Source organism: Photobacterium halotolerans DSM 18316, from assembly GCF_000425165.1.
In the GTDB taxonomy this organism is placed as follows: domain Bacteria; phylum Pseudomonadota; class Gammaproteobacteria; order Enterobacterales; family Vibrionaceae; genus Photobacterium; species Photobacterium halotolerans.
The window spans coordinates 61359-87900 of sequence record NZ_KE384319.1; the positions used below are offsets into that span (position 1 = coordinate 61359).

The window sequence follows — 26542 nt, forward strand, 5'->3', positions numbered from 1 at the left end:
GTGACGTAATGAAAATGTGATCAATGTTGAAGGATTCTATTAACAGTAGCGTATGTAGCAGCGGGAGAGGGAAGCATCAGGTGGAAATGATGAGTTATTCAAAAGCCTGGTCACAGAGTGAGCAGGCTTGTTAATCAATATGACAGGTAAGAAACAACGAGGCTTGCAGCGCCTGAAAACGAACCAGAGTTAAATGACGCGGGTTCTGGAGCTGAGTTTGTATTTATCACCGGGGTGGTACAGCAAAGCTGTACTGATGAGATTGGTGTTACTCCAGGTACGGCGATTGAGTAATAAACATGGCGACTCGATCGCCATTTCGAGTAACTCACTGATATGTGAAGGGGGCAGAATGGCTTCGACAGTATGCTCAATATCACTGAGCGGGCATGTTTGCATCAGATACTCATTGGGTGTCTGAGTCGTAAAATCCTGCTGGATATAATCGGGGGCAAAGTGCGGATTCACCCAGCGTTCTTCCAGCTGAATCGGCACCTTATTTTCGTAATGGACGATTTGAGTGAAATAGACAGTCGTGTCATGCCGTACGCCTAAGCGTAATGCAATTTCATCGCGGGCTTTGACCTGCTGCTGCGTGATCACTTTGCTGGAATACTGATGGCCCCGGCTGGTGACTTCCGCTGCAATGTTCCGAATTTCCATCAAAGGAGATTCGGCTTTTTTATTGCAGACAAAAGTGCCTAAACGGGGGGTGCGTTCCAGAAACCCTTCATTCACCAGTTCTTTGATAGCTTTATTGGCCGTCATCCGACTGACTTCAAACTGCTCTGACAGCTCAATTTCGGTGGGGATCTTATATCCGGGTGGCCATTCACGACTCTGGATTTTCCGGTCGAGGTACTCTTTGATTTGCTGATAACGCGGTGCGCTTGCCATGGTGTTGTCTCTGCGTCATTATTGACTCTAAATTGCCTATACAAATGAAAGCAACTTTTCCCTTATTTTGCAAGTGGCTCACAGGTCACTGGCTTTTCTATCTTTAGTTTTGTGAGTCAATCCATTACAATTCGCCCTCTGTCTGGGGTCAGCAATTTTGATTTGTACCAAAATTCACACCGAAACAGACATTATCTCATCACCGTACTGCACCTTGGCAGGCGGTAAAATACGAAATTGCATGTGCTACTTGGTATGTGGCACCACTGAACAAAGGATCAATGAATGCCTGTAATTACTCTTCCTGACGGCAGTCAGCGTCAATTTGATAACCCGGTTTCAACTCTCGATGTGGCGCTGTCTATCGGCCCTGGCCTGGCGAAAGCCTGTATCGCCGGCCGTGTTGACGGTGTTCGCGTTGATGCCTGTGATTTGATTGAAAACGACGCAAAACTGGAAATCATCACCGCAAAAGATGAAGACGGTCTGGAAATCGTTCGTCACTCTTGTGCTCACCTTTTGGGTCATGCGATCAAGCAATTGTACCCGGATGTGAAAATGGCGATCGGTCCGACGATTGATTCCGGTTTCTATTATGACGTCGATCTGGAGCAACCATTGACGGCTGACGATCTGGAAAAGATCGAAAAGCGCATGGTCGAGCTGGCGAAAACCAAGTACGACGTTATCAAGAAGAAAGTCAGCTGGCAGGAAGCACGTGATACCTTTGAGTCTCGCGGCGAACCGTACAAAATGGAAATTCTGGATGAGAATGTCTCTCGCGATGATCGTCCGGGTTTGTACCATCACGAAGAATACATCGACATGTGCCGTGGCCCGCACGTGCCGAACATGGGCTTCTGCCAGCATTTCAAACTGCTGAATGTGGCTGGCGCTTACTGGCGTGGTAACAGCGATAACAAGATGTTGCAGCGTATTTACGGTACAGCCTTCCATGATAAGAAAGCACTGAAAGCGCATCTGACGCGTCTGGAAGAAGCGGCTAAGCGTGACCACCGTAAACTGGGTAAGCAGCTTGATCTGTATCATATGCAGCAAGAAGCGCCGGGTATGGTATTCTGGCATCACAACGGCTGGACCGTGTTCCGTGAGCTGGAAGTGTTCGTCCGTGACAAGCTGACTGAGTATGACTACCAGGAAGTGAAAGGTCCGCTGATGATGGACCGCGTTCTGTGGGAGCGCTCTGGTCACTGGGACAAATACGCAGAAAACATGTTCACGACTGAGTCGGAAAAGCGTGAGTATGCGATTAAGCCTATGAACTGTCCGGGTCACGTTCAGATCTTCAATCAGGGTCTGAAATCATACCGTGATCTGCCGTTACGTATGGCCGAGTTCGGCAGCTGCCACCGAAATGAACCATCAGGCGCATTGCACGGTCTGATGCGTGTGCGTGGTTTTACTCAGGATGATGCGCACATTTTCTGTACCGAAAACCAAGTTCAGGAAGAAGTCACTTCCTGTATCAAGATGGTTTACGATACCTATGAAACTTTCGGCTTCAACAATATTGTGGTGAAGCTGTCTACACGCCCTGAAAAGCGTGTGGGTTCCGATGAAATGTGGGATAGAGCCGAGTCTGATCTGAAAATCGCACTGGAATCAATGAGCATTCCTTACGATATTCAGGAAGGTGAAGGGGCGTTCTACGGCCCTAAAATTGAATTTACTTTGCATGACTGCTTAGATCGAGCTTGGCAGTGCGGTACAGTTCAGCTAGACTTTGCTCTGCCTGAGCGTCTGGGGGCGACTTATGTCGGTGAAGATAATGAGCGTCATACGCCGGTTATGATTCACCGCGCCATTCTTGGCTCCCTGGAGCGTTTCATCGGTATCCTCATCGAAGAATACGCGGGTTATTTCCCAACCTGGTTGGCGCCACAACAAGCAGTTGTCATGAATATTACTGACAGTCAGTCAGAATATGTTCGCGAAGTTGTAGAAAAACTGCAAAAAAGTGGAATCCGAGTCAACGCGGACTTGAGAAATGAGAAAATTGGCTTTAAAATCCGCGAACATACTTTAAAGCGAGTTCCGTATATGCTTGTCTGCGGTGACAAAGAAGTCGAAGCAGGTGAGGTTGCGGTCCGTACTCGCAAGGGTAACGATTTGGGTAAATTTAAGATTGATGACTTTGTTGCGTACATGCAACAAGAGATTAGCAGTCGCAAGCTCAATGTTTTGGAGGAATAAGGTATTAAAGGCGGAAAAAAAACTCAAGCACCAGTTAAGCAAAACGCACACCGTATCAATGGCGAAATCCGTGGCGTACGCGAAGTTCGTTTAACTGGTATCGATGGTGAGTCTATCGGTGTTGTTTCTATTGAAGAAGCAATTAGTGCAGCGAATGAAGCTGGTGTCGATCTGGTTGAAATCAGCCCTAATGCCGAGCCACCAGTCTGTCGAGTGATGGACTATGGCAAGTACCTGTTCGAAAAGAGCAAGGCTGCTAAAGAGCAAAAGAAAAAGCAAAAACAAATCCAGGTTAAGGAAGTTAAATTCCGTCCTGGTACAGATGAAGGCGACTATCAGGTAAAACTGCGCAACCTGACTCGCTTTTTAGAAGAGGGCAACAAGGGTAAAGTCACACTGCGTTTCCGCGGTCGTGAAATGGCCCACCAAGGTCTGGGTATCGATCTTCTGAACCGTATTAAGGATGAACTGGTCGACATCGCTGTCGTCGAGAGCTTCCCTAGTCGTGTAGAAGGTCGTCAAATGACCATGATGCTTGCCCCTAAGAAGAAGTAATTCAGGCCTTCAAGTAGCAAAAGCGCTGCTCAGTGCAGCGCTTTTTGTTCGCCTGATTACTATGTTATTAACTATCAACAATGCGGAGTCTCATCATGCCTAAGATGAAATCCAACAAAGGTGCTGCTAAGCGTTTCAAGAAAACTGCTGGTGGTTTTAAGTACAAGCGTGCGACCAAGCGTCACATTCTGACTAAGCGTACTACTAAGAACAAGCGTCAGCTACGTCCAAACTCTCTGCTTCCTGCATGTGAAGTAGCAGCAGTAGCACGTATGCTTCCGTTCGCTTAATCGTTTTTAGTTATCGTATTTAATTAGTTAGGAGTTTCCTATGCCTCGCGTAAAACGTGGTGTACAAGCGCGTGCACGTCACAAAAAAGTTCTTAAACAAGCTAAAGGTTACTACGGTGCACGTTCACGTGTATATCGTGTAGCTTTCCAAGCAGTTACTAAAGCCGGTCAATACGCTTACCGTGACCGTCGCAACAAGAAACGTACTTTCCGTCAACTGTGGATTGCACGTATCAATGCTGCGGCACGTCAAAACGACATGACCTACAGCACCTTCATCAATGGTCTGAAGAAAGCATCTATCGAAATCGATCGTAAGATCCTGGCTGATATCGCTGTTTTCGACAAAGCGACTTTCACCGTTCTGGTTGAAAAAGCGAAAGCTGCACTGTAATTTCAGTTCAGTTTGATGAAATAAGGAGAGCCTAGGCTCTCCTTTTTTTCGTTTCAATATACAAGTCCTCTCAGGATCACTTGAGCCAGTGAACCGTTACGACCAGTCTCTGCTTGCCCAAGGGCTCTCGGTTATCTGAGCTTTCTTACCCCCTGAAACGTGCCTAAATGCTTTCTGGCGTTGTTCAGGGCTATTTTTCTGGAAAATTTTTTAGCAAATACACAGCTAAGTAGCGATTGAGTTTGGATTTAGCACCAGCTTTCATTAATATGTATCGTTACGCGAATTTATCTCCCTGAAGGACGCCACCAGTGTGTGGATGAGGAAACGATGCAACATCTAGAAGAGATTATTGCCAACGCAACGGCAGCAATTGAGCAGGCTGACTCAGTCGCTGCTCTGGACGAAGTCCGTGTCCATTATATGGGTAAGAAGGGTGAACTGACCCTTCAACTGCAAAGCCTGGGTAAATTGCCACCTGAAGAGCGTCGCGAAGCCGGTCAGCAGATCAACCTGGCAAAGCAAGCTGTTCAGCAGGCAATTGCCGCTCGTAAAGACGCACTGCAGCGTGCTGAACTGGAAGCCAAGCTGGCTGCTGAAACCATCGACGTGAGCTTGCCGGGTCGTCGTATTGAAAATGGTGGTTTGCACCCGGTAACCCGTACTATTGAGCGTATCGAAAGCTTCTTTGGTGAACTTGGCTTTACCGTTGAGTCCGGCCCAGAGATCGAAGACGGTTTCCATAACTTTGATGCTTTGAACATTGCCAAAGATCACCCGGCTCGTACCGATCACGACACTTTCTTCTTTAATCCTGAGCTGATGCTGCGTACGCATACTTCTGGTGTACAGATTCGTACCATGGAAGCCAGCCAGCCGCCGCTGCGTTTTATCGCTCCAGGCCGGGTGTACCGTAACGATTACGACCAGACGCATACTCCAATGTTCCATCAGGTTGAGGGTATGCTGGTTGATGAGAATGTGAACTTTGCTCAGCTGAAAGGTATCCTGCACGACTTCCTGCACAACTTCTTTGAAGAAGATCTGGAGATTCGTTTCCGTCCTTCATATTTCCCGTTTACTGAGCCTTCAGCTGAAGTGGATGTACGCCGTAAAGGCGGAAAATGGCTGGAAGTGTTGGGTTGCGGAATGGTCCACCCTAATGTACTGCGTGCCGTTAATATCGATCCTGAGAAGTATTCAGGTTTCGCATTTGGTATGGGTGTCGAGCGTCTGACCATGCTGCGTTACGGCGTGAATGACCTGCGTGCATTCTTCGAAAACGATCTTCGTTTCCTGAAACAGTTCAAGTAAGTATTAGGGGCTAGCAAATTATGAAATTTTCTGAATCTTGGCTACGCGAGTGGGTCAATCCTGCTAACAACAGCGAAGAACTAGCTCACCAGATCACTATGGCAGGTCTGGAAGTTGACGGTATTGAACCTGTATCAGGCAGCTTTAGCGGTGTTAAAGTCGGTCAGGTGGTTGAATGCGGTCAGCACCCGGATGCGGACAAACTGCGTGTGACCAAAGTGGATGTGGGCGAAGAAGAGCTGCTGGACATTGTCTGCGGCGCGCCAAATTGCCGTCAGGGCCTGAAAGTTGCTGTGGCAACTGTGGGCGCTGTTTTGCCGGGTGATTTTAAAATCAAGAAAGCGAAACTGCGTGGCCAGCCATCTCATGGCATGCTGTGTTCTTTCACTGAATTAGGCATTGATGTTGATTCAGATGGCATTATGGAACTGCCGGACAATGCTGTGATTGGGACAGATTTCCGCGAATTCCTGAGCCTGAACGATGTCATCATTGATGTTGATCTGACACCCAACCGTGCTGATTGTTTGAGCATTGCAGGTCTGGCGCGTGAAGTTGGTGTATTAAACCGTGCTGAAGTGACTCCGCCATCTTTTGATGCTGTTGCACCGGCTATTGACGATAAGATCGCTATCGAAGTGAAAGCGCCGGAAGCGTGTCCGCGCTATCAGGGACGTATCGTTCGCAACGTGAACGTGAAGGCGGAATCTCCGTTGTGGCTGCAGGAAAAGCTGCGCCGTTGTGGTGTTCGCTCTATCGACCCAATTGTTGATATTACCAACTATGTGATGCTTGAGCTGGGACAGCCAATGCATGCGTTCGATCTGAACCAGATCGACGGCGGCATTGTTGTTCGTATGGCGGAGCAAGGCGAGAAGCTGACCCTGCTCGACGGCACTGAAGCGGAACTGAACAGTGACACACTGGTGATTGCTGATCAGTCAAAAGCGCTGGCTATGGCGGGAATCTTTGGTGGTGAGCACTCAGGTGTAAGCGAAAACACCAAAGATGTGCTTCTGGAGTGTGCGTTTTTCACGCCGGATGCCATTCGTGGCCGTGCTCGCAGCTACGGTTTGCATACTGATTCGTCTCATCGATTTGAGCGTGGCGTGGATGCAGGCCTGCAAACCAAAGCAATGGAACGTGCAACTGCGTTGCTGATTGAGATTTGCGGTGGTGACGTTGCGCCAATCGTAGAAGCCGAATCTGAACAGCATCTGCCTGAGCAAAACAGTATCGTATTGCGTCGCAGCAAGTTGGACAGCCTGCTGGGCCACTTTGTCTCTGATGAAGACGTCGTTGAGATTCTGAGCCGCCTTGGCTGTATGGTCGAACCTACTGATACCGGCTGGCGTGCAGTTGCACCAAGCTGGCGTTTTGACCTGGCCATTGAAGAAGATCTGATAGAAGAAGTTGGCCGTATCTACGGATACAGCAATATCCCGACTCAGTCGCCGGTGGCGGCGTTGAGCATGAATCTGCACCAGGAAGCCAACCTGCCACTGAAACGCGTTCGCGATCTGCTGGTTGACCGTGGCTATCACGAAGCGATTACTTATAGCTTTGTTGAGCCAGAGCAGCAGAAACTGATCGTGCCGGATGTGGACGCGATCATTCTGCCGCACCCGATTTCTGCTGAAATGTCGGCAATGCGCCTGAGCCTGTGGACGGGTCTGCTGAATACGGTTGCCTTCAACCAGAAGCGTCAGCAGCCTCGTGTACGTCTGTTCGAATCTGGTCTGCGTTTTATGCCAGATGAAAATGCTGAAAATGGTATCCGGCAGGAATCCATGCTGGCTGGTGTGATTGCGGGTGCCCGCAGTGAAGAGCACTGGGATATCGCAACAAACACCGTTGATTTCTTTGATCTGAAAGGTGATCTGGAAGCGGTTCTGGAACTGACTGCCAACGATGCTGAATTTACATTTACTCCAGCCAAGCACCCGGCTCTGCATCCGGGACAGTCAGCGGCTATCATCGTAGATGGTAAGGAAGTTGGCTTTATCGGTACGGTTCATCCTGAGCTGGAGCGCAAGTTCGACCTTAACGGACGTACTATTGTGTTTGAAGTTGAGTGGAATGCTATCGCAAGTCGAGCGATCCCTCAGGCTAAAGCTGTGTCTAAGTTTCCTGCGAACCGTCGTGATATCGCCGTAGTGGTTTCAGAAGATGTTGCCGCTGGTGATGTGTTGCAGGTTTGCCTGGCGCAGGGCGGCGAGCTACTGACAGATGTGAATCTGTTCGATGTTTACCGCGGTAAAGGTGTTGAGGAAGGTCAGAAGAGTCTGGCGATTGCTTTATACCTTCAGTCTGCTGACCGAACGCTGGAAGAAACGGATATCAATGGTGCCGTAGAGGCGATTGTTGCGGTTCTCGGCGATCAGTTTGGCGCAACGCTTCGCGATTAACTCACTGTTATCACTTAACAATTGATGAAAAAGCAGCCGAAAGGGCTGCTTTTTTTTGATTTTTTTTCAGTTAAAGCTAAGATTTTGATAAATAGTAAAAATTCTCTGTACGATACATGTTTGTGGTTTTATTGACTGCAACTGACTTTAATTTTGGTTTTTATTGTTGCTGCTCGACAAGCGTAAACACAACAAGGTGCATGTGAGCATGCTTGTCAGGAATGTAAGAGTCAATCATTTTACGGTAAGTTTACCTAAAAAAGTTGGCGGAAATCAGCTAGTTGGCATAAACTTGTCTCTAGTTAAGGTCAGCCACTGAAGTGAAGGCTATAATGCATTTTAGTGCATAGGTGGGCAGCCTGGCTACACATGAAGTATTCGCAGTAAGCATAAGTGATATGTTTACTATTTGTTCAACATAGTCTTGAGGGAGTTATCTATGGCGCTCACAAAAGCCGAATTGGCTGAGAACCTGTTTGAGAATGTCGGACTAAGCAAACGGGACGCCAAGGATACGGTGGAAGTCTTCTTCGAGGAGATCAGAAAGGCACTTGAGTGTGGCGAACAGGTTAAGTTATCAGGTTTTGGTAATTTTGATCTGCGCGATAAAAACGAGCGTCCCGGACGAAATCCTAAAACCGGTGAAGATATTCCAATCTCGGCACGGCGAGTGGTGACCTTTCGCCCTGGTCAGAAGCTTAAAGCACGCGTTGAGAATATCAAAATCGAAAAATAAGTGGTTTGAGCCGACAAGAAACCCAAGTAAGCGAGTTGCTTACTTGGGTTTTTCATTATCAGCTCTGAAAAGAGTATACCCTGGTCTCATTCTTGTCTGCAGTTATCAATATAGTGTTGAAACTATGTAGCCAGGATGTATAGTAAAAGCAGTTTATTTCACTGATTTTCTTTCATCTTTTAGTGTTCTTTATTGGTTGTTATTCGTGCAATCATGAAATCGCCTGTAAGAACATGCCTGTTACAAGGACGAGGAGGTATAATGGCTTTGTTAAAGGCAGTGCAAAACGGGGAATTTCTTTCTGCGACCCTGGATTTATCTTTGCCGTTTGAGGCGGGGGAGTGGCAGTTAGAAAATGGTGTATTGTGTCAGTTGACGGCGCGTGGTGTTTTAACCGTTATTCCACCTGACTTATCCGCTGCCAGTAAAGACATCATTATTTCGGCAGGGGTACACGGTGATGAAACCGGCCCGATTGAACTGCTGCAGCAGTTAGCGGAAAAAATCCTGCTTGGTGATTTGATGCCCGAGCATCGTTTATTGCTGATCATTGGTCATCCTGAAGCCATTAATGCCCATACCCGCTTTATTGATGAAAATATGAACCGGCTATTTGGCGGTATCAATGATGAAAAGAATGTTGATCGTATTCGCGCGAACTTACTTCAGCGCTTAGTGGATGCATTCTTTCAGAACTCGCCATCAGAGAATGCCGAACGCTGGCATTTGGATCTGCATAGTGCCATCCGTGATTCACAGCACTACACTTTTGCGGTCAGCCCTTATAGTGAACATAAAACGCGTGGCTTAGCGCTGTTTAATTTTCTGCATCACGGTGAGATCGAGGCAATGATGCTCTCTGGTTCTGCGGCACCGACATTCAGCTGGTACAGTGCTCAGAATTATGGCGCGCAGGCACTGACGATGGAGCTGGGCAAGGTGGCACGGCTGGGTGAGAACGATTTAGAGCGGCTTGAAGCCTTTAACCAGGCGATGCTCGCACTCGTTTCACAACAATCACTGCCAGACTACCAGGGCGACAAACAAGTGTGTGTGTATCGGGTGACCCGTACTCTTACTAAGCACACAGATCAGTTCGCTTTCACCTTTCCGGCTAATCAGGCTAACTTTACCTACTTTGAAGAAGGTACGGTGCTGGGGAGCGATAACGGTGAAGAATTCGTGGCTGCCAAAGGGGGAGAGTCTGTTGTTTTCCCTAACCCCAATGTGGCGCTGGGACAACGGGCATGTTTGCTGGTCAAGCAATCAGAGGTTGATCTCACAGATCAGGTCGTTGCTAAATTCTAAGCGCTGAGTGCTCAGGCTCTGAAGGACTGAAAACCGTCAGATAATCAGCAGCCGCAGTATAAATACTTCTGAAAGCAAGCCAATTTAACTGGCTTGCTTTTCATTTTTTGAAAGACCCTGTATGTTTCCTCTTTGGTTCTCACTCACGAACACACACGACATCATGCACTTAGACCGTATTCTTCATCAGCGTCGCCATAAATGGAAAGTGAGCTTCTGGCTTGTTGCGATTTTGCTTATCAGCTGCGGTCTGTTTTCATTGTCGGTGGGTGAGATCTGGCTGAAACCCTGGCAACCTTTTGGCGAGCTTGAGAAGCAATTGTTATGGCAGCTCAGACTGCCAAGGCTAGTGGCCGCCATGGCAATTGGGGCTGCGTTGGCAGCTTCCGGTGCTGTGTTGCAGGTATTGCTGGGCAATCCGCTGGCGGAGCCCGGTGTGCTGGGGATTTCGGGTGGGGCCAGCCTGGCGCTTGTTCTCTTACTGTTTTTGCTTCCTTCGGTGCCGAGTCCCTGGCTGACAATGCTGGTTGCTATGGCTGGCGCACTGATCTTTACTTTGCTGCTTGTTGGCCTTGCCCGTATCCGAAGGGTGTCTACCGCGCGTTTGCTGCTCATAGGTGTTGCTCTGGGTATTTTGTCCGGGGCAGTGGTGACCTGGGCATTTTATTTCAGCGACGATCTGAACCTCAGACAACTGATGTACTGGCTGATGGGAAGTGTTGCCGGTGTTTCCTGGGCGCAGCTTAGCGTGCTGCTCATTCTCCTTCCTGCATTGATCTGGTTATGCTCCCGTGGCCGGCAGCTGGACATTCTGATGCTGGGGGAAACCCATGCACGACAGTTAGGGCTGGATGTGGCTGCACTGCGCTGGCGATTGATATTGATTATCGCCCTGTTAGTGGGAACATCAGTCGCTATGGCAGGTGTGATTGGCTTTATTGGTCTGGTGATTCCTCACTTGCTGCGTTTGGCGTTGGGGGCGGAAAACCGATACCTGCTACCGCTTTCAGCCTGCTTCGGGGCTTTACTGCTGGCAGTTGCGGATGTATTGGCACGGGTCCTGCTGCCTGCTGCAGAATTGCCTGTGGGCGTTGTGACCACGACATTGGGCGCCCCTGTGTTTATCTGGATGCTGTTGCGTTCGCAAGTGGAGTAGGCAGATGGTAATCCGTTCAGATCTGGATTGTGTATTACAAGCTGAAAATATATCGCTGGGCAGAAGATTACTGCCGGTCAGTTTTTCAGTAAAGCGTGGTGAAGTGGTCCATCTGATTGGTCCTAACGGTAGCGGGAAAAGCACAGCTATCCAGTGCTTATCCGGGCTGTTTCAAGGTGCCGGCAAGGTAACACTGGCAGGGCAGTGTCTGTCAGAGATGGATCTTCGCGATATGGCCCGGTATCGCAGTTATTTGTCGCAGCAGGATAAACCGGGTTTTGCCGTCGGTGTTTATCATTACTTGCAGTTAGCTGTATCCGCGATTCCGGAAGCAAACATAGAGAAGGTTACTCAGGCTATTCAGGATGTCAGTCAGTGGCTTTCTATCGATGACAAACTGGATCGCCACATTCAGCAATTGTCCGGAGGCGAATGGCAGCGGGTCAGATTAGCGGCTGCCTGTTTGCAGGTCTGGCCGGGACTGAACCCGGATGGCTGCCTGCTATTGCTGGATGAACCGGCAACAGCGCTCGATATCGGGCAGGAAGTTTCTTTATACCGACTGTTGCATTATATGGCTGAGCAAGGCATTGCTGTCATTATGGCGAACCATGACCTGAACCGGACGCTGCAATTTGCAGATAGCGTGATCCTGCTGAAAGGGGGAAGCTGTGTTGCAAAGGGAAAACCTGAAGAGGTGATGTCGAATGAACGGCTTGAGCAGACGTTCGCCACTCAGGTTGAGCGTGTAAACCATAACGGAAGAATTGGGTTGTTTTTTAGCTGATTCCCCGTTGAAAGTCGTTGTTGGCCGGAAAAGTAATCAGTTAAGTGATTTCAGTCAGAAAAGGCTTGTACTTCTTAGCAGGATTTGGATAATCCGCTTCGTCTTCTGAGACAAGCTTCATTAAGGCGCGTTGGCAGAGTGGCTATGCAGCGGATTGCAAATCCGTGGACCTCGGTTCGACTCCGGGACGCGCCTCCATTCTTATCGAACTTCACCTCCTGCAAGCAAAATCTGCATGTCGTTTGAGGGGAAAAGCCCGCAGTAACTACGGGCTTTGTCATCTGTTAAGCAGGTTTGGCCGTCCAGGCAGAGCACCAGCCATTTACATTCACCGCTTTACCGGGAAAGATTGAGCAGGGTCTCCATTCATCACCTTCATTACCTTGTATCAGCATACAGTTACCGCAATGGTTCTCTTCATGAGGCGACTTATGCGTGTATTGCAAGGCAGTTGCCTGAGCATCATCTTCTGCCAGATGTGGCAGTTCTTCACTGGCCAGCGCTTTACGCTGCAGGATCTGATCACCCAGTGTGATGCCTATGATGCCTGCCATAGTCAGGCGCAGAAAGCGCCGACGGTCAGTTGAGGTTTTCATCACATTTTCCTTTTATAGTCATTTATTGCTCACATGCTGTTCACCGGATTTACTCAGCGAACTGAGTAATTGTGGGAAAGAATCGGCAAATCCGCTAAAAAATCACAGTGTTAAGTTTTTGAGGTAGGTTGCGCTTTATTATTAATTTCTGACCCGCGAGGGATCTGAATTGCTTAGAGAGTCCATTAAGAGTTTGAGATTACGCAAAAAAAGATAATTTTTAACAAATCACTTGTTGAAACATTTTGTTTACATCCCCATTCTGTACGGCATTATCACCGATGATAAAAATCAATGAAGGTATAGGGATGAATCTGTTGTTAGTGGATGTGGATGGTGCTTTGGTGAATGCCAGGGAAATGGATATGATGTGTTTTCAGCAAGCCGTCGAAGCCGTCCTCCACATCACTTTGGATAAATCGCGCTATCAAGAGCGGGGGGTGACGGATTCGGCAATGTTAGATGAGATCCTTCATCAGTATCCTGTGCTTTCGAGCCGCTCAATTGTTCACCGTCAGGTAGAACAAAAGTATCTGGAGAATCTCACGGCCAGACTGCATTCAGTCCCTCAAGAGATTGTGCTGAGTAAAGGTGCCAGAGAGTTTCTTGAGCAAATGGCTGTCCGGGACGATACGCATGTTGCTATTACCAGTGGCGGATGGGCAGCGGCAAGTCGCCTGAAATTGAAAGCGGCAGGAATAGATGTAAGTAAAATGACTTTTGCCTCGTCGTCTGATGCTGCCAGCAGAACGGAAATCATGGCGCTTGCTGCATTCAGAGCGAAGCAGGATACGGGAATGACGTTTAAGCGCCGGATAGTGTTTGCGGAAGGTGAGTGGAATCAAAGAGCTTCTCAGGAGCTGGGTTATGAATTTGTCGCTGTCGGTAAAAAGTTAAGTCACCATACTTATATTCCCAGTTTGTCGTTTTATCAGGCTGTTCTTCCCAAGTTCGACATCAATTAATGGCTGAAGAATGTTACCAGGCCGACAAAATGTCTGGTAACACGGTGAAGCTATTACGCAATGATGAGAGTGTATTACCATGTTTGGATGTCAGTCTTCGTATGGCGTGAGAACACATGATAATGATGGCTCTGATTCAGCATAGGGAGCCAGGTGGTTATGATGTCTTTCATCCGTCAGTCTGTGTTTATTGTGGCTCTGCTGTGTGGTTCCGGCACTGTGCTCGCAGCCGGCAGCAATACATTCTGTGCAACTCCATTACAAACGTTAAGGCCTGATTTATCTCAAATCATGGCGTCGAATACACCAGAAACAAGCATAGTCATTTTCCAGTCTATGTTGCGGCAGGCCAGTACCTATCATGACAAAACAGCCCTGATTGAGTTGCTGGGCGCAATCGCGCATAACTATTATCTGGTTGGGAACAACGAGCAAGCACGCTTCTATCTCAAGCAGGCCGAACCATTTGTATCCGATGCTGCCGATACCACGAAAACAAACACCAGCCTGGTTAATACCATGCAGAACGTAAGAAATCAGTAATCTGATACTCATGGTTGTTCATAGGATACAAGGCAATTGATAAATTTGACATTGAGCGAAGTTATTTGTTTGTTTTACATCCCGGTATAGGATCTGATGAGTGCCTGGGATAAATTGGCGTTACGCTAATGTTGCTGCATCTTTGCAATGAAGATGGGTCTGTTTTCTTGTGGTAGATGTTGATGTCTGAAAGTGGTGAGGTGAGATCTGTAATGGCAAGGGAGGATTGGATTGATGCCTGGTTTCTGGATATCTGGGCCAATGCGAGTAGCTCCAGTCTCGCTGAGTATGTCTCTGATCCCTTTATTTTTCACTTGCCGGGCGGTCGCCGGCATCCTCTGTCTCATGAAAGCTACCTTTCATACCTGCTGTTATGGCGGCAAAAATTCAAGTCTGTCGCTTTCTCGATCTCAGATGTCATTAGTCAGCCGCCACTGACAGTGGTCAGATATCGCTGTCAGGCTCAATATCATGGCGGATGGTTCAATTTGCCGGGTAAAAAACAGACGATACAGATGACAGGTATGATCCAGTTCCGGCTGGAAAACGGCCTGATTGTTGAGTGCTGGCTGGAAGATAGCAGCTTTGAGCTCTATAAACAGTTATCAGGTACCGTGAAGTAATTTATGTCAGCCATACTATAAAAGTGAAGAACATACGGCTGAAATAACAGTATTTTAGATATCAAAAGGCCATGTTTATACACCTTTGTGTCAGACTTTTTTGTCGTAGAGACTTTTTTTGCGACAATGATGGAATGTCAAAAAGTTAGAATTCTTTGTGATAAAAAATGCACCTATATAATCCTAGGTAATAATAAACCCCACATAATCGCCATTGGAACTTGTTCAACTTATTGAAGTCTTATAGGTAGCAGAGTTTTTATTCATTGTTGCTTATATTTGAAACAAACACGAACGGCTGGATTTATTTAGTTTATTGATCGTTAATTATTATAAGTAAATACATTTTTGCCCTGATATTCATACGAATTCTTATCAGTACATTTTTATTCATCGACAAGGAGTGTCAACCACCATTCATGCACTTGATCATAAGAGCATGGGAATATGACACTAGCAGTTTAAGGTGAATATGTGATTTGGGTTAGCAGTAGTCATCATGACAAGCAGGTTGAAGCTAAAGAAAATTTGAAGCTTTCGCACAAGGTCATTGAGATTTCTCCTTATGAGTTATTGTCATCAATGACGGGGCAAGAGCTGATTTTTCTTGAAGTGATTGATTCGACATCGGAAGGGTTTGAGCTGCTGCGTGCAGTGAAAAATCGCTTCCCGGCCGCAAAGGTTGTTGTCGTATACCATAACCTGGATGGGAATCTGGCCCTTAATGTTTTAAGGGCCGGTGGTGAAGATGTGCTGGCGGCCAATGCCAGCAGGCAAGAGCTGGAGGAGTGTTTTAGCAGACTGCACACACACAATATTGAAAACGAATCTGAGCCTGGTTTCGAAAACCGTGAGCTTTCAATCCGGCCTGCACTGAAAATTATTGATGAAAACCTGAGTTCTCCACTGCGCGAGGAAGAGCTGGCAAGTGCTTGCCATTACTCACCGACTTACTTCTCCCGTTTATTCCATAGTATTATGGGAGTCACGCTGAAACAGTACATTATAAAGAAACGGCTGGATCTGGCGTGTGGTTTATTAAGCTCTGATCGAGAGAAAATTTCTCAGATCGCTAATTCTTCTGGTTTCAAGGATGTTTCCTATTTCTCCCGTGTTTTTAAAAAGCACATGGGATGCTCACCGGGTGAGTTCAGAATGAGGAAGCACAATTTAAATCACAATTAATCTGTTATCGGAGTGCTTAGTGGTGTGTCTGGAAATATAAGCACGCCTGTATGAATTCCTTCATTGTGTTTACTGCATTGCGAAACAATGCAGTTTTTTTGCGTACAATTTCTCACAAATAAGACAATGTGTTGGCATTAATGGACATCACAAAAAAACACAGAAACTTTCAATTCTGACACACAATTATTCTGTCCTCAGATGAAAATGATCACACAGACACTGCTATCTTTATTTCAATGCTGAGTATGCGTGTTCTGTTGTGTCCGGAGGTGTCCGATGCGATTCACCTTATCTTTTAGGTTGCTGCTGCTGTCTTTAGCACTGTTTCTGGTGTGCGTCAGTCAGGTTCATGCGGCGTCGAGCCGATTACAGAAAGTCATGGACAGGGGAGTACTCCGGGTGGGTACCACCGGCGACTGGGGGCCGATGACTATGCGGGATCCTGCGACAAATTTCTACAAAGGATACGACATTGATATTACGACTGAGCTGGCCAAGGATCTCGGTGTGACTGTTGAATACGTCGCCACGGACTGGAAAGCCCTGGTCAGCGGGATTGTCACGGAAAAATATGACCTGACCGGCAGTGCGGCGCTCAATATCAGCCGGGCTAAGATAGTCGGCTACAGCCAGCCTTACTATTACCTTGCCTTTGTGCCGGTGACGCAGAAAACGAACCAGACTCGTTTTCGCTATTGGGCCGATTTTAATTCCTCATCGGTCACGGTGGCTTCCCGCCGGGGGGCCGTTGAGGAAACCATGGTAAAAGAATTCTTTCCCAGAGCCAGACAGCAGGTGATAGAGAATGGAAAATCTTATCAGGAATTACTGGCAAACCGCGCCAATGTCATTGTGACGTCCAATATTGAGGCCGCAATGCTAATCAGCCGGTTTCCGCAGTTGACCATTCCCAACGTGCAGGGGATGCGACGGGCAACACCGTTGGCAATGTTGATGCCAAGAGATGATCAAGTCTGGATTAACTTCATCAATCAATGGATAGAGTTAAAGAAAACACAGGGATTTTTTGACCGGATAGCTGAAAAATGGGGACTGGCCGTCATGGATATTGAGTAACCAGTCGTTGTGTGTCGGAATAACAGTCATTCACTCTGGATCTGTACTGGCCACTTGCGTCACTATGGTAAAACGTACTGATTTGGAGGTGGATATGGATTTGTCACGGTATCAGGGATTAATTTTCGATATGGACGGCACACTGATTGACTCAATGCCAGCCCATATAACAGCCCGGCGCTATGCCTGCGAGCAATTCAACATTCCTTTTGATTCGCAGTGGCTGATGAGTCTGGGTGGCTCACCCACGATCAAAACCGCGCAAATGATGAATGAAAAATATCAGACGGATCATGATATCCGGGAAGTGGCTGATACCAAATGGCGTTTTTTTGAAGCGCTGGAACACAAGGGAGAGGCCATTCCGGCCACTGTTAATCTTTTATTGCAGTATAAAGGCCAGAAGAAAGTGGCCGTCGGTACCGGATGCCGCAAGGTTAATGCAGAAAATTTGCTGACCATAACCGACCTTTTACCTTTACTTGACGCCTTAGTCACTGCTGACGATGTGCGGAACCATAAACCTCATCCGGATACTTTCCTTGAAGCCGCTAAACGTATTGGGCTGGCGCCTCATCAGTGTGTGGTTTTTGAAGATACCGATTTAGGACGGCGGGCGGCATTGGCTGCAGGGATGGATTGTTTTCTTGTTGTCGATGGCGCCATCGCAGAATTCACCTCAGCAACGCCAGTGCGATAGCACTACATTAGCGTTGACTAAATTTATGATTCTATGTGATTTATTTTTTATTTAGTGGCAGGATTTTAATGCGTTTTTATGCTGGTCGCACTACAATCAAAATATAATATTTAGTAAGGAGGTGATTGTGAAAGCCTTAACAACAATAGTAGTGGGATTATCTGGTCTGGCTTTGGCAGGATGCAGTGCATCAATCGATGAGCGTGCTAATGACTTCGTCGATGTCAGCTATTCCTTATGCGGTGCAAAAGTGAAAGCGTTTTCTCAGAGTGATGACGGAAAAATCCGTGTGGTGTGTGAAAACGACAGCTATTTTTCTGTCAATAATCAGCAAACGCTGACAGTCATGAATGAGATTAACGGCGCATATTGCCATGGACGAGGTTTCAGCCATTTTAATGAGCGCTCAGATTTTTATACGTTCACCTGCATGAATGATAAAAACTTCAATATTCCGAAATAATCTATGCGCTAAAGTTGCTTGATTGCCAGACTTCGCTTGCGGGTCTGGCATCCTTTGTGATCGGATTATAGATCAGTTTTCGTTGCTTGCGTTTAGGTACCACCGAGTGAGTTGCCGTTCGTAATCATCCAGCCAGGAAAGCAGTTCTGTCACTGACCATTGTTCATTAGCGAGCAAATGATCTTCCATCTCTTTAACTGGCTGAGCGAGAGTATTCTGCCCGATAGTCAGTGCGCCGCCTTTCAGACGGTGAACATAGTGTCTTATATCCACCCACTCACTTTGCTCAATTGCCGTTCTGAGTTTTTTCATGTCTTCTTGGCATGTTTTCCAGTAGAGTTCTTCCAGTGTTCCACGGTACTGGGGCGTTGTTGGGGAGGCGGGGGGAGATGATTCTGGTTCAGGAAGCCACAAACTGAGAATATTTTCCAGATCATTGAGGGTGATGGGTTTTGTTAGTATCCCATCCATTCCAAACTCAATGCAACGAAGTTTGTGCTGTTCACTGGTTGCAGCTGAAATCGCGATAATTGGAGTGAGAGGTAAACCGTTTTTCTGCTCAAACTTGCGGATACGTTCAGTAACCTGATAACCATCAATGTCTGGCAGATTGCAGTCCATCAGAATAAGATCGAATTGTTCTCCGGACTCAAGTTTACGTAGTGCTTCCTCACCATGCTCAACAAAGGTGCTGCGTTGGCCAAGTTCACACAACTGCTCATGTAGCACTTGTCGGTTTGTGGCTAAATCTTCAACAACTAGAATGTTTGCTGTAAGTTCAGAACTCGGTATCGCTGTTGGGTAAATATCTGACTGAACAAAGGTACTGTTGTCTTGAATGCGGCAAGCTATTTTCACAGGAATCTTAATGTAAATCGTGGTGCCTGAATTAGGTTGACTCTGTAGACTTATGGTACCACCCATCAGAAGCACCAGTTGCTTACAAATACTGAGTCCGAGACCTGTTCCACCATACTTATTAGCAATGGTATTATTTGCCTGTTGATAGGCTTCGAAGACTTTACTTTGTTTATCCGGTGTTATACCGATACCTGAATCTTTAACAGAGATCGTCAAAGTTGCCGTAGTCCTGTCCGTGGAAATCTCTACCAGAGAGAGGCTAAGAACGATGTTTCCTTGATCAGTAAACTTAACCGAGTTGGAGAGAAGATTCGTTAAGATTTGTCGAAGCCGCATTGGATCAATATAAACATCAACAGACTCTAGTTGGCTGGTGAATAGCTGAAGGCGGACGCCTTTTTTATTTGCTGCTAGACGCTGACTGTCAGAAACACTTTTGGCGAGTTCCTCCAAATTACATGGCGCAAGAGAGAGTGTGAGATTGTGTGATTCGAGTTTCGAGATATCCAACACATCATTAAGTAGTTCAATAAGGTTAGTCGCTGAAGATTTTGCAAGCTCGGTGAGTGCTTTTTGTCGGGGAGACAGAGGTGTTCTGAGCAACAAGTCTACCGGTGCAAGAACAGCATTCATTGGTGTACGAATTTCGTGAGACATAACAGCTAGGAACTGCGATTTTTGGTTTTCACTTGCTACTGCGCGCTGTTCTGCAATTCGAGCCTTCAGATAGAGAAAAACTATGATAATGGAAAATACAATCAACGCGATGATTTCATGCAAATAGTAATTTACGATGACACGCCAGGACGGTTGACCTATCTGGGTATCTTGCAGCCAAAGTTTATATATATTGTCCCTTTCTTTTGAGCTGATGTTCTCCAGTGACTTATTAATAATGGATTGCAGAATAGGGTATTGGGGAGCAATTGGCATTTGGAGTGAGACGTACATGTCGATTAATGTGCCAGAAAGGCTGAGTGTGTTGTAGTAATTTTTTTCAATAATGGCTCTGAGTAGAGCTTCTCCATCGACGACAGCAGACACTGAACCATCGTAAAGTGCCTTAAGTGCTTCACGAGTGTCATCCTTTATTACTAAATTAATATCAGGGTGGTACTTTCTCAGATAGTACTCCAGTCCACCTCCACCTTTTACTGCGACTTTCATACCACTAAGTTTTTGATACCCGAATACTAGGTTTTGATCTGAGCGTCTAACTATTACAGTGTCGGAAAATAAGTAAGGATGAGAAAATAGCATCTTTTCACGTATTGATTCGTGTAAAGTTGGATTGGCGATGGTAGACATATGTATTTTACCAAGTTGGACGTTACGTAGAACTTGATCTGTATGTGCAGGTATCAGTTTAAACTCAAGCCCTGTCTGTTCCGCGATTTTATCCAGAAAGTAATAACTTAATCCTTTATGTTGACCGTTCTGAGTGTATTCAATTGGCCAATAGTTTTGTATTGAATAAAGAACGACAGGGTTTGATTTGATCCAAAGCAGTTCTTCCTCAGAAAACGGGATTTTAGACTTAGCATGCACAGAAAAAAACATTAAGCAAAGCGGTAGGAGCGAAATGATATACTTATGTTTAGTCACAGTATCACTATAGAGACAATAAGAAATGCTGTTATTGTAGTTACTCGATGTTTAGATTGGAAGGGAGGAGGGAATTTAGAGGGTGTTCATAGCTCTGTGTCAGCGTAAATCACAGATTCACTACATCGAATCTGCCCAGGAAGTGGATGCTCACCGGGATAGCGCCAGGTTCCAGTTCTGTCTCCAATACGCTTCGTGATCTGTTTGAAAAGCAGTGATGGCAACGGAAACCTGTCGGCTAGTGTATCTCGATCAATTGATTTTGGCATTACTCCTCAGTTCTATGCAGCTTCATAAGCTGGTAAATAAAAATGATTTTTTGAAACTGAACTGACTCTTAGCCGTGACTTTACCCTCGTGAACTCACTTACATTAAGTGTAATTCAGCGGGGTGGATATCAGGGATAATCAAGTATTGGCCTCATATACCAAAAATTCAACCGTTAGTCAACGAATGATTTTTCTAAAGATTATCTTGTGGGCATAAAAAAAATTCAGATTATTCTTAAAGTACGGGGCGCTTCTATTGGTTAATTTTCTCGGCCAGAAGTTCAACGAAGTGATGGTTCTGCCCATTTAACTATACTGAGACAGTTCTGTGCCATCGGGAGTAGTGGGGTTACATCGTCTAAAGATCGATCTCAGTCTCGACAGCATAGCCTGCCGGAGGGAAGGTTTTTTTAGTGGAAGGTGGAATGTATAGCGATGATAGCGAAGACATTTTAAATCTGGCTTAATGGAATGCCATGGCGAACTGATCTGATGAATAGCGTGCTTACCAATATTCAACCTTTGGTAGTGTCCACTTGGTTGGACGGAATGTTTTAATACGACAGAATTAATGATTAACTTAATAATTATATAAAAATCACAGGGTTATGTACGCATTAGTTATGGAGTAAATAAAATTAACATTAACTAATTTTTATTTGAGAAAGGTAAATGAATACTGAAAAATCAGTTCTGATAATCGAAGATAATCCCGTTGATCGCATTCATGCTTATCATCTTATTAAAGGTTTTGATTTAAATGAAGTTGTATGTGTTGAAAGTGGTAACCAGGCTATAGAGCAACTATCTAAACAACATTTTGAAGTTATTCTATGTGATATTGATATGTCAGATGGTGATGGATCTGATGTACTAAAATTTTTGTCTCAATATAACAAAAAAAATCAATGCGTTTTTGTATGGGTGAGTGCTTATCCAGGACGTATTATTCAAAGTATGCACAGAATTGCTTCTAGTGCGGGGCTGGAAAACGTACAATCGATTTCGAAGCCATTATCTTTTTCGAGTTTAGAGTCGCTGTTTGCTGTTGATTTTAAGTTGAGTCATCAAAATTTAGAAGGTGATACTTGTCCATCGGTGTTATGGAGTAATGACGATTGGAGGAATGAGCTGCAAAGAGCTTTGGATGATGAGACAATAAGAGTTGTATATCAACCACAGTATAGCATAGTCGAAAAGACAATAATTGGCGCTGAATCGCTTGCTCGCTGGCACCACCCGGAGTGTGGATTTATCTCACCAGAAGTTTTTGCCAGAAAATTTGATGAGTGTGGTTTGGGTAAGTATTTCATGATTTACGTGGTGAAGAAAACCGTGAAGTTACTAAAATCCTTAAATGTGTTAGGAAAACTAGTTCCTGTTTCGGTTAACGCATCGGCCCCGTGTTTGTCTGATCCTTTCCTTCCGGAAGAGATTGAGAAGTATATGGATTTTGTGGGGGTAAGCAATCACTTTTTAAAAATAGAATTAACTGAGCAAGTTGATACTGAGAAACAGCTAGATTTTGGGGTTTGTTTAAACAGGTTGGCTGTAAAAAATTTTACATTATCAGTTGATGATTTTGGTACTGGAATATCTGGATTGAAACTCTTGATCGATTATCCTTTTAAGGAAATTAAAGTAGATCGGCACTTTATTCAGGATATTGTTAAAAATGAAAATCAACAGGATTTAGTTGCCTCAATATTGAAGATTAGCAAAGATTTCGGGCTGAAAGTGGTTGTAGAAGGTGTTGAAGAAGAAGGACAGGTCGATAAATTAAGTAAGTTAGGAGTAGATTATATACAGGGCTATTGGTTCTCTAAGCCCATTAATGAAAGTGATTTTGTTGAATTGATGAAAAATAATCTATAACTTACTTTGCGATGGGGGATAATGTAGTAGCGGTACTCCAGCGACTCTTTCCCTGCTGAGTCAATACGATAGCCAATAGCAACACCGACGCTTTTAAGCCCTTTCCAATCAGGGAAATCTGTCGTCAACTCCTGCGCTGACATGACGTGGTATTCGCGCGCTTCAATACGCCCATGTCCGCGCTCGATGTCACACGCTGGGCTTTTTCCGAGCAATGGCGCCAATGCTTTTTGTGCCGCTTTAGCCAGACTTTTTTGGTTGCCTTTGACTGCTAATAGGTAATCGCCACCTTGCTCAACTATCTGCTTGGCGATATCGGTTTGACAGCCCATCGCATCGATAGAGACAAGACAACCTTTGATATCTAACAGCTTGAGCAGCTCAGGGATGGCGGTGATTTCATTGGACTTATCTTGGGTTTTAACTTGTCCCATGACAACGCCGTTGGCTGTCGCAAAAGCACTGACCATGTGGAGCGTTGATTGCCGATCTTCTCGGTTGTAGGAGCTGCATAACACCTTGCCGTCAATAGCAATAAGCTCGCCATTCGAATGGACGTTGGCTGCCTGCATCCATTTTAAAAAGCAGTCTTGAAACTGGTCAGGTTCAATGGAAGAAACAACCCTGGCAATAGTGTCATGAACAAGGATGCCCTGGCGAAAAAGTCCTTTGTCCTGTAGCCAATCGAGGTGAGCTTCGCCAAAGTCTTCGATATCTTCCCAGCCCTCCATGCCTGCAATGGTGGCGCATACGGTCAGAAACAAAATGTCGAACAGTGGGTACGATATTTTTGCTGACTGCCGTGGGTCTTGAATAACTGAAAAGAATTGAGAAAAAGCATCGATATGCATCAGGAACTCCCGTAAAAAAGGAGTATATGATCACAACCAGCCCTGATCGTCAAACTGATCTATTTTGTTCAAAAAACGTTCGTGATCTTGCCCTGGGGAAATAGTCATTTATTGTTGATATTTTTTTTTGATCTTACCATGGTCACTGATAAGTGTTGAAGGTGTTTATCTCTGTGTCAGCGTAAACTATAGATCAGCGTCTGCCGTACAGATCTAACATGTGCTCTCGGTTATCTCAGCCCAGAGAGTTACGAGGTCAAAAAAATTAATTACGGTGTGTCAGAATTACTGGTGAAGATCACTAAATCAAGATTTAAGAATATTCTCATTTCATGAATTGTTATTGATTGATAAAAGATAGGTTCTTTTATTAAACTGAGTAATACTATGAAAATTTTCACTTATACAACATTGTTTACAATACTATTTTCTTCTTTTTCTTTTGCCAGTTCTACTTGCTGCCCCTTCAGTGATATGAATCTAAAGAATAATATTAAAGACATTTCTTATGCAGAGGCTGAATTAATTCTTAGTTTGAGTAGTAAAACATATAACTGGAAGGAAAGCGGGAAAAAGGATATGGGGTTAATAGCTCAAGATGTTCAAGAATATTACCCATACATTGTTCATGATAAAGATGGTTTAAAAACTGTTGATTACGATAAACTTATAGCACCAATGTTAGTAATATTAAAAAATCAAGAAGAAAGAATTAAAACTCTAGAGTCAACAAAGAAAATTAGCCAACATTAAATAAGACAAGCATACATGAAAGAAATCATTAATAAGATCAAGAATCTAGTTGATAATAATGAATTTTATAGCAGATGTGGGGTAAATGAAACACCAATAATTTACTCCAAAGTTCTCTCAGATATATGTCAATGTGAAACTTACTTAAAGTGTGAAAACCTTCAGGGTACTGGTAGTTTTAAAATAAGAGGTGCTACGAGCGCAATACTAAACTTACCAAAGGATAAAAAGGACAAAGGAGTAATAACCGCAAGCTCTGGAAATCATGGTACTGGTACTTCTGCAGCAGCTAAAGAGTTTGGTATACCAGTAACAGTATTCGTTCCTTCTTCAATTAGTTTGTTGAAGGAAGAAAGAATAATATCATTTGGTTCAAAAATAATTAAAGTTGATGGTGATGCTGGTTTTTCAGAATTAATTGCGTTACAAGAATCTAAGTTACAATCCAAAACCTATATTAGTCCTTATAATCACTCTGACGTAATCGCTGGTCAAGGAACCATCGGTATTGAAATAATGGATAGGAAACCAAGTACAGATGTTATTATCGCAAGTGTAGGAGGCGGAGGGATGATAAGTGGTATTGCTTTAGTAGCAAAAGATATAAATCCTAATCTTTTGATTATTGGTGCTTACCCCGAAAATTCTCCAGTAATGAAAGAATGTATTGAAGCTGGTGAAATAATTTCAGTACAGGAAAAGTCAACATTATCTGATGGCACTGCTGGACAGATAGATCAAGGAAGCATTACATTTGACATTTGTAATCGATATGTTGATCGCCATGAGACAGTTAATGAGATCGAAATTGCTAGTGCGATGAAGCTAATTAAAGATCATCATGGGATGATTATCGAAGGTGCAGCGGGAGTTGCTGTTGCAACTTTGATCAAATTAGGTGATCAGCTTAGAGGTAAAAAAGTATGTGTCGTCCTTTGTGGAATGAATGTTTCTGATGATGCTTTTGAATCAGCTATGACAATGGTTAGTTAATATGAAATTTATTAATATAAACGAAATTAAAAGTCATTTACCTGGTAAAGACCAACTGATGACCATCATGAAACAGGCGTTTATAGATTACTCCTCAGGGAAATATACTATTCCCGCTGTTGGTCATTTACCTTTAGACCATGGAGAGCTTCACATAAAATATGGTGCTGGAAATCCATATAAATATGCAACTATTAAAATAGCTTCGGGAAGTTATAAAAACATCGATTTTGGGTTACCAAACTCTTCCGGTTGTATATTGTTGATAAATCAAGAAACTGGATATCCAGACTACATACTAGAGGACAAAGGCTTACTAACCGATCATCGCACTGCCGCTGCTGGTGCATTAATGTCGAAAGAAATAATGCCTGCTGGTTCAATCCCAAATTTCGGTATTATTGGGTGTGGTATACAAGGATTTCATCAAACTATCTATACCTGTCATGCTCTTGGATTAAATAAAGTATATGCTTACGATATTCATGTGGAAGCCATTGAATTCCTCTATATGCAATTAATCGAGCACGATATACAAGTTATTCCGTGCTCTGATGTTAAAGAGTTATGTTGTAAATGTGATTTAATTACAACTGTCACACCTGCAATATCAGGGTTTATTCATTCAGAATGGTTGAATGAAGGTACTCATATTAATGCTTTTGGTTGTGACACTAAAGGTAAACAGGAGTTGACTGATAGTGTTATTCAATCAGCATCAATTATTTATGCTGATTGCTTGAGACAGTGTAGTACTGAAGGGGAATTGCAATATCTTTATAACGATAGGCAGAATCGACAAATTAAACGAAAAACTAGAGAGTTTGGACAGTTTTTAGCTGATACGCATCATTCTAAAAATAAAAAAGGTATTACTGTTGCTGATTTTACCGGGATAGCCGTACAGGACATTGCCATTGCTAACTATGTTGTTGATTCTATAAATAAAGAGTTTCAATAAATATAAGCATACTAATTCCGATTCTTTTTGAGTCGGAATTTTCAATAAAAGCTAATTAATATATAATCCTAATTGTTATTTGTTTTTATTTTTATCTTATTTCCGAAAGAATATATGCTCTATAAGTCTCAGTAATTTCAATGCCGTCTTTGATTAAAT

At 44.6% G+C, this 26542-nt stretch carries 24 protein-coding genes, 1 tRNA gene and 1 pseudogene; 22 read left to right on the top strand and 4 right to left on the bottom strand.

Going from position 1 to position 26542, the window contains the following annotated elements; translation table 11 throughout:
• Window positions 1-189: 189 nt before the first annotated feature.
• Entirely contained in the window at window positions 190-897 is a 708-nt protein-coding gene (hutC, locus tag H511_RS0109705; RefSeq protein WP_027252110.1) for a histidine utilization repressor, read from the bottom strand.
• Between the two features lie 285 nt (window positions 898-1182).
• Between hutC and thrS the strand changes: the two genes are divergently transcribed.
• The 11 genes from thrS (at window position 1183) to H511_RS0109760 (ending at window position 12257) form a co-directional block, all read left to right on the top strand.
• The gene (gene thrS, locus H511_RS0109710) at window positions 1183-3111 is read left to right on the top strand and encodes a threonine--tRNA ligase (RefSeq protein ID WP_027252111.1); all 1929 of its coding nucleotides are present in this window, start codon (window positions 1183-1185) and stop codon (window positions 3109-3111) included.
• 3 nt (window positions 3112-3114) lie between these two features.
• Window positions 3115-3666 (top strand): translation initiation factor IF-3, encoded by a 552-nt coding sequence (gene infC, locus H511_RS0109715; RefSeq protein ID WP_081669239.1) that lies wholly within the window; start codon window positions 3115-3117, stop codon window positions 3664-3666.
• A 95-nt stretch (window positions 3667-3761) separates the two neighbouring features.
• On the top strand, window positions 3762-3956 hold the full coding sequence (gene rpmI / locus H511_RS0109720; protein WP_027252113.1) for a 50S ribosomal protein L35: 195 nt from the start codon (window positions 3762-3764) through the stop codon (window positions 3954-3956).
• 40 nt (window positions 3957-3996) lie between these two features.
• Window positions 3997-4350, top strand: coding sequence for a 50S ribosomal protein L20 (rplT, locus tag H511_RS0109725; RefSeq protein WP_027252114.1), 354 nt, complete (start codon window positions 3997-3999; stop codon window positions 4348-4350).
• 330 nt (window positions 4351-4680) lie between these two features.
• On the top strand, window positions 4681-5664 hold the full coding sequence (gene pheS, locus H511_RS0109730; RefSeq protein ID WP_027252115.1) for a phenylalanine--tRNA ligase subunit alpha: 984 nt from the start codon (window positions 4681-4683) through the stop codon (window positions 5662-5664).
• Between the two features lie 20 nt (window positions 5665-5684).
• Window positions 5685-8072, top strand: a complete 2388-nt coding sequence (pheT, locus tag H511_RS0109735) for a phenylalanine--tRNA ligase subunit beta (RefSeq protein ID WP_027252116.1) — start codon at window positions 5685-5687, stop codon at window positions 8070-8072.
• Between the two features lie 439 nt (window positions 8073-8511).
• Window positions 8512-8808: an integration host factor subunit alpha gene (ihfA, locus tag H511_RS0109740; RefSeq protein WP_027252117.1), complete on the top strand. Its 297-nt coding sequence runs from the start codon at window positions 8512-8514 to the stop codon at window positions 8806-8808.
• A 261-nt stretch (window positions 8809-9069) separates the two neighbouring features.
• Window positions 9070-10116: a succinylglutamate desuccinylase gene (locus tag H511_RS0109745; protein WP_036759427.1), complete on the top strand. Its 1047-nt coding sequence runs from the start codon at window positions 9070-9072 to the stop codon at window positions 10114-10116.
• A 163-nt stretch (window positions 10117-10279) separates the two neighbouring features.
• Window positions 10280-11272, top strand: a complete 993-nt coding sequence (gene btuC, locus H511_RS0109750) for a vitamin B12 ABC transporter permease BtuC (protein ID WP_027252119.1) — start codon at window positions 10280-10282, stop codon at window positions 11270-11272.
• A 4-nt stretch (window positions 11273-11276) separates the two neighbouring features.
• Complete coding sequence (gene btuD / locus H511_RS0109755; protein ID WP_036759429.1) at window positions 11277-12059, top strand: vitamin B12 ABC transporter ATP-binding protein BtuD; 783 nt, start codon at window positions 11277-11279, stop codon at window positions 12057-12059.
• 124 nt (window positions 12060-12183) lie between these two features.
• A tRNA-Cys gene (locus H511_RS0109760) sits at window positions 12184-12257 on the top strand.
• A gap of 86 nt (window positions 12258-12343) precedes the next feature.
• On the opposite strand, the gene H511_RS0109765 is transcribed toward H511_RS0109760, so the two are convergent.
• On the bottom strand, window positions 12344-12655 hold the full coding sequence (locus H511_RS0109765; protein ID WP_027252121.1) for a high-potential iron-sulfur protein: 312 nt from the start codon (window positions 12653-12655) through the stop codon (window positions 12344-12346).
• A 308-nt stretch (window positions 12656-12963) separates the two neighbouring features.
• Here H511_RS0109765 and H511_RS0109770 point away from each other — a divergent pair, with 308 nt between their 5' ends.
• The 7 genes from H511_RS0109770 (at window position 12964) to H511_RS0109800 (ending at window position 18214) form a co-directional block, all read left to right on the top strand.
• Window positions 12964-13620, top strand: coding sequence for an HAD family hydrolase (locus H511_RS0109770; protein WP_027252122.1), 657 nt, complete (start codon window positions 12964-12966; stop codon window positions 13618-13620).
• A 159-nt stretch (window positions 13621-13779) separates the two neighbouring features.
• Window positions 13780-14163 (top strand): hypothetical protein, encoded by a 384-nt coding sequence (locus tag H511_RS0109775; RefSeq protein ID WP_155804852.1) that lies wholly within the window; start codon window positions 13780-13782, stop codon window positions 14161-14163.
• 212 nt (window positions 14164-14375) lie between these two features.
• The gene (locus H511_RS0109780; RefSeq protein WP_027252124.1) at window positions 14376-14786 is read left to right on the top strand and encodes an ester cyclase; all 411 of its coding nucleotides are present in this window, start codon (window positions 14376-14378) and stop codon (window positions 14784-14786) included.
• Between the two features lie 474 nt (window positions 14787-15260).
• Window positions 15261-15971, top strand: a complete 711-nt coding sequence (locus H511_RS0109785) for a helix-turn-helix transcriptional regulator (protein WP_027252125.1) — start codon at window positions 15261-15263, stop codon at window positions 15969-15971.
• Between the two features lie 279 nt (window positions 15972-16250).
• Window positions 16251-17051, top strand: coding sequence for a transporter substrate-binding domain-containing protein (locus H511_RS0109790; RefSeq protein ID WP_036759432.1), 801 nt, complete (start codon window positions 16251-16253; stop codon window positions 17049-17051).
• An 88-nt stretch (window positions 17052-17139) separates the two neighbouring features.
• Window positions 17140-17751 carry an HAD family hydrolase gene (locus H511_RS0109795; RefSeq protein ID WP_027252127.1) on the top strand — a complete coding sequence of 204 codons (612 nt, stop codon included), beginning with the start codon at window positions 17140-17142 and terminating at the stop codon, window positions 17749-17751.
• Between the two features lie 127 nt (window positions 17752-17878).
• A complete protein-coding gene (locus H511_RS0109800; protein WP_051288043.1) occupies window positions 17879-18214 on the top strand; it encodes a hypothetical protein in 336 nt (111 codons plus the stop codon).
• Window positions 18215-18286: 72 nt separating this feature from the next.
• On the opposite strand, the gene H511_RS0109805 is transcribed toward H511_RS0109800, so the two are convergent.
• Window positions 18287-20680, bottom strand: a complete 2394-nt coding sequence (locus H511_RS0109805; protein WP_027252129.1) for an ATP-binding protein — start codon at window positions 20678-20680, stop codon at window positions 18287-18289.
• Between the two features lie 942 nt (window positions 20681-21622).
• Between H511_RS0109805 and H511_RS0109810 the strand changes: the two genes are divergently transcribed.
• A complete protein-coding gene (locus tag H511_RS0109810; RefSeq protein ID WP_027252130.1) occupies window positions 21623-22825 on the top strand; it encodes an EAL domain-containing response regulator in 1203 nt (400 codons plus the stop codon).
• A gap of 20 nt (window positions 22826-22845) precedes the next feature.
• Here H511_RS0109810 and H511_RS23090 read toward each other — a convergent pair.
• Window positions 22846-23676: pseudogene (locus H511_RS23090) on the bottom strand (ISAs1 family transposase); the annotation flags it as partial.
• 387 nt (window positions 23677-24063) lie between these two features.
• Here H511_RS23090 and H511_RS23095 point away from each other — a divergent pair.
• The 3 genes from H511_RS23095 to H511_RS0109830 are packed head-to-tail and all read left to right on the top strand — an operon-like array spanning window position 24064 to window position 26383.
• Window positions 24064-24429 (top strand): tail fiber domain-containing protein, encoded by a 366-nt coding sequence (locus tag H511_RS23095; RefSeq protein WP_051288046.1) that lies wholly within the window; start codon window positions 24064-24066, stop codon window positions 24427-24429.
• Window positions 24430-24444: 15 nt separating this feature from the next.
• Window positions 24445-25422: a threonine/serine dehydratase gene (locus H511_RS0109825; RefSeq protein ID WP_081669240.1), complete on the top strand. Its 978-nt coding sequence runs from the start codon at window positions 24445-24447 to the stop codon at window positions 25420-25422.
• 1 nt (window position 25423) lies between these two features.
• Window positions 25424-26383 (top strand): ornithine cyclodeaminase family protein, encoded by a 960-nt coding sequence (locus H511_RS0109830; RefSeq protein ID WP_027252132.1) that lies wholly within the window; start codon window positions 25424-25426, stop codon window positions 26381-26383.
• Window positions 26384-26542: the final 159 nt, after the last annotated feature.